The organism is Schaedlerella sp. (assembly GCF_056796775.1).
In genome coordinates this window covers 1-3,542 of record NZ_JBQIKP010000098.1, presented here as the reverse complement: position 1 = coordinate 3,542, position 3,542 = coordinate 1, and the positions used below count along the sequence as shown (strand labels likewise).

Annotated in this window: 3 protein-coding genes; 1 reads left to right on the top strand and 2 read right to left on the bottom strand. The window is 50.7% G+C overall.

Annotated features, from left to right (window positions below):
* The first annotated feature begins 369 nt into the window (after positions 1–369).
* Complete coding sequence (locus tag ACTOY7_RS21475) at positions 370–1,107, top strand: MerR family transcriptional regulator (RefSeq protein ID WP_482671959.1); 738 nt, start codon at positions 370–372, stop codon at positions 1,105–1,107.
* A gap of 159 nt (positions 1,108–1,266) precedes the next feature.
* Here the strand turns inward: ACTOY7_RS21475 and ACTOY7_RS21470 are convergent, their stop codons facing one another.
* Positions 1,267–2,568, bottom strand: a complete 1,302-nt coding sequence (locus ACTOY7_RS21470) for an MFS transporter (protein ID WP_160285120.1) — start codon at positions 2,566–2,568, stop codon at positions 1,267–1,269.
* A gap of 17 nt (positions 2,569–2,585) precedes the next feature.
* The gene (locus ACTOY7_RS21465) at positions 2,586–3,485 is read right to left on the bottom strand and encodes a phosphodiesterase (RefSeq protein WP_482671958.1); all 900 of its coding nucleotides are present in this window, start codon (positions 3,483–3,485) and stop codon (positions 2,586–2,588) included.
* Positions 3,486–3,542: the final 57 nt, after the last annotated feature.

The following is a 3,542-nucleotide window of genomic DNA, read 5'->3' as shown; positions in this document are numbered from 1 at the left end:
TGAACTATCCGGTGCTCCCTGTATGAAGCATGATTGATGCAGGGAACACCACAAAAATTAGTTTATTACTAAAAAAATGATTGAGACGCTACACTAGTACATCCGAACTGCCCCTGCGACAGACCGGGATAGCGCTGGAACCTAAAGCTGCTGTGCAGGCAGAAAAGGAAGTAACGACTTTTAAGAAATATTTTTAAAAATAGGATTGACTCTGACGCTATGTCATAGTATATACTCAAAATTGTTCAGAACAGGATCGCGGCCGCATCTTTGAAGAACTGAACAGATTATGAATCAGCCGAATTGCCGCGAAGGGATGCCCTTTGGGTAAACCACAGAATAAAGGCAAAAAAAACGGGAGGAAATACGATGCGAACGGTAAATGAAATCAGCAAACTTACAGGGATCAGTGTCCGCGCGCTCCATCATTATGACGCGATCGGTTTGTTAAAGCCCACCAGGGTAACGGAGGCAGGCTACCGGCTTTATGACGGCGCCGCATTGAAACGCCTGCAGAATATCTTATTTTTCCGTGAACTGCAATTTCCATTAAAGGAAATCAAGGTCATCCTCGACAATCCGGATTTTGACCCGGGGGAGGCGCTTGCGCAGCAGATCAAATTGCTGGAGCTGCGGCGAAAGCATATTGATGAACTGATCTCATTTGCCCGTGAAGTCCAAAAAGGAGGAACAGATATCATGAATTTTGACGCATTTCAAAAGACAGAGTTTGACCGGTATGCAGAGGAGGCCCGGGAGAAATGGGGCACGACGAAGGCATACGCGGAGTATGAGCAAAAGAGAAAAGGAAGGACAGAGGAGGAAATGAAAACAGCTGCGGACAGGATGATGGCTTTGTTTGCCGAACTGGGTTCTCTTCGGGAGCATTCGCCTGCCGACAGGGAGGTACAGGAAAAAATAGAAGAGCTGCAGGCATGGATCACAGAGAACTATTATCACTGCACCGATGAGATCCTCAGCGGATTGGGTCAGATGTATGCGGGCGATGAACGAATGAAGCACAACATCGACCAGGCGGGCGGAGAAGGGACTGCTGAGTTTGTCAGCCAGGCGGTCGCTGTCTACTGCTCCGGCAGAAAGAAATAAAAACTATCCGGGGGGTGATCCTTTCCCGCTCCTGCAGGGACAGCCCCTCCCTTGCATAAATCTCACCGAACGCAAATTCCACAATATACTTTCCCAGGTCCGGTGAGATCTGCTTCAGGGATTGGATCACCGCTTCCACCCATATTTATCAAAAAAGGATCACTTCGCCTTCTCAAACCTCTTCTTAAGCACCACAGCACAGACCAGACTGATCAGCGCGACGATCGTAGAATAGATCCCCACATAGATCGTATCTCCGTTTCCATAATTGATCAGCAGAGTACAGATCGTCGGCACCATGCCGGCCACCAGAAAGCTGGGGACATGGTACACGAAGGAGATCCCCGAGTAGCGGACCTCGGTCTCAAAATAGGAGGACCAGAGGGAACCGATACACGCCCAGATCAGGTTGTAGGCGATGCTCCATCCAAGCACAACCCCAATGATCGTGATCCAGAGGTTGCCGCCGCTGATCTCGATGACCTTCAGGGTAGGGATGCTCAGGATGGCGGACGAAGCGGCCCCGATGACAAAGGTTTTGGTATTTCCCAGCTTCTGGGCGCACCAGCCGCCGAAGAGCGTAAACGGGATCTTGAAGATACACGCAATGATTGTAATGACATAGGTCTGGATCAGCGGCATCCCAAGCCATCCTGTACAGTAGGACAGGATCCATACGATAAAAATATTGTAAAATGTTCCGTCAACCCATCTGGTACCGCTGCCCAGCAGAAGCGTCGGCCAGTAATTCTTTACCATGGGGATAAAACCTACCTTTGCCTTTTTGCCTTCCGCCTCCTGCTGCTCCAGCCTTGCCTGAGCCGCCTTAAAATCAGCAGTCTCCATCATATCGCCCTTCAGCCGGACCGCAATGAGCGTCAGCACGATAGCCGCCAGGAACGGAACTCTCCATCCCCAGGTAAAGAAGATGCTCTCATCCAGAAAATAGTTCGGCAGCGCGATCAAAATGGATGACAGGCCGAAGCCAATGGGAAGTCCGATCTGTGGAATACAGGAAATGAAATTCCGCTTGGATTCGGGCACATTTTCATAGGCCATCAGGATTCCGCCGCCCCAGGTGCCGCCCCGGCCGAAGCACTGGAACAGCCGCATCGCCTGCAGGATAAATACGACGATGATCCCCGCCGATTCCGCCGGCGGGAGCAGACCGATCACAGAAGTAGAGATCCCCATCATCAGTAGCGAAGTATACATGGTAAATTTCCGTCCCTTTTTGTCCCCGATGTGTCCGAAAAATACCGCGCCGAAGGGGCCGGCAATATAGCCGATGGCGAACGACATGTAGGACAGGATCAGCGCGGTGACCTCATTGCCGCTGATCGAGAAAAATACTTTGCTGAACACTGTTCCTGCCGCCGTACCATAGAGCAGGAAGCAATACCATTGCACCGCGCTTTCAAAAAGTGTGATCGCAGCTGTCTTTTTAAAATTTTTATCCATAATTCATTTTCCCCCATTCAGTCCTCTTCACCCTCATAGTATTTGAACGGCCACGGTCCGGAATAGTCCGCGCCTGCCGGGATGATCATATAGTGTGTGTTGATCTGGCCGTCCTGCAGATCGTGGATCAGATACGCGGGATTTCCCAAAAAGAAACGGTCTCCGCCTCCTTTGAAATTGTCGGCGGCTTCTTCCGGTGTCACATCCGGCCCGGTCTTTGCCCGGAAATCCACTTCCATCTGCATGGCGACAGGCGGGCAGGTTACAGCAGGAATGCCCTGCCATTGTGTAAAGATCCCGGTATGCATATGGCCGCAGCACAGCCGTACATTGCGGTGGAGTCTTAAGATCTCCGCAAGCCGGTCCGCCTGTCCGAAGCCCTCATCCATGGCCGGAAGTCCGGTCACAAACGGCGGATGATGCGTAAATACCAGAGTCGGCTTGTCCGGATATTCCACGATCTTTTTCTCCAGCCACTCCGCTACTTCATCCGTCAAACCACCGTAATGGCAGCCCGGAATGCTGGTATCGATGACGATTACGCGGATCGGCTGATCATCGATGGTATAGCATATGTAAGGCTTGATATCATCCATAACAGGCGTTTCGGAATCAAACATCTCCAGATAAAAATCACGCTTATCATGGTTGCCCGGAACGATATAGCAGGGGCGGGGGAGCTTCCTCAGGCCCTCACGCACGATCTCATAACCTTCCCTTGTACCGCCTTCCGACAGGTCTCCGGTCACGACAAAAAATTCCGGCAGCTCATACTCCTTTAATTTTAGAAAATATTCCACCGTCCGGTTCATGGCAGTGATCGTGTCCGCTTTTTGAAACGAAAGCTTCCCGTCGCCCCGCAAATGAAAATCTGAAGTATGAAAGCTTTGTAGGACTTGTAGAGTGCAAAAGGGCATAAAATCCCCCTCCCCATGAAAAGGGGCTTTTTAAATGGGATACGATATGATACAATA

What these genes read in the sequence shown, in the direction of transcription:
- ACTOY7_RS21470 (WP_160285120.1), bottom strand. Translation starts at nt 2,568, where the DNA reads ATGGATAAAAATTTTAAAAAGACAGCTGCGATCACACTTTTTGAAAGC.
- ACTOY7_RS21475 (WP_482671959.1), top strand. Translation starts at nt 370, where the DNA reads ATGCGAACGGTAAATGAAATCAGCAAACTTACAGGGATCAGTGTCCGC.
- ACTOY7_RS21465 (WP_482671958.1), bottom strand. Translation starts at nt 3,485, where the DNA reads ATGCCCTTTTGCACTCTACAAGTCCTACAAAGCTTTCATACTTCAGAT.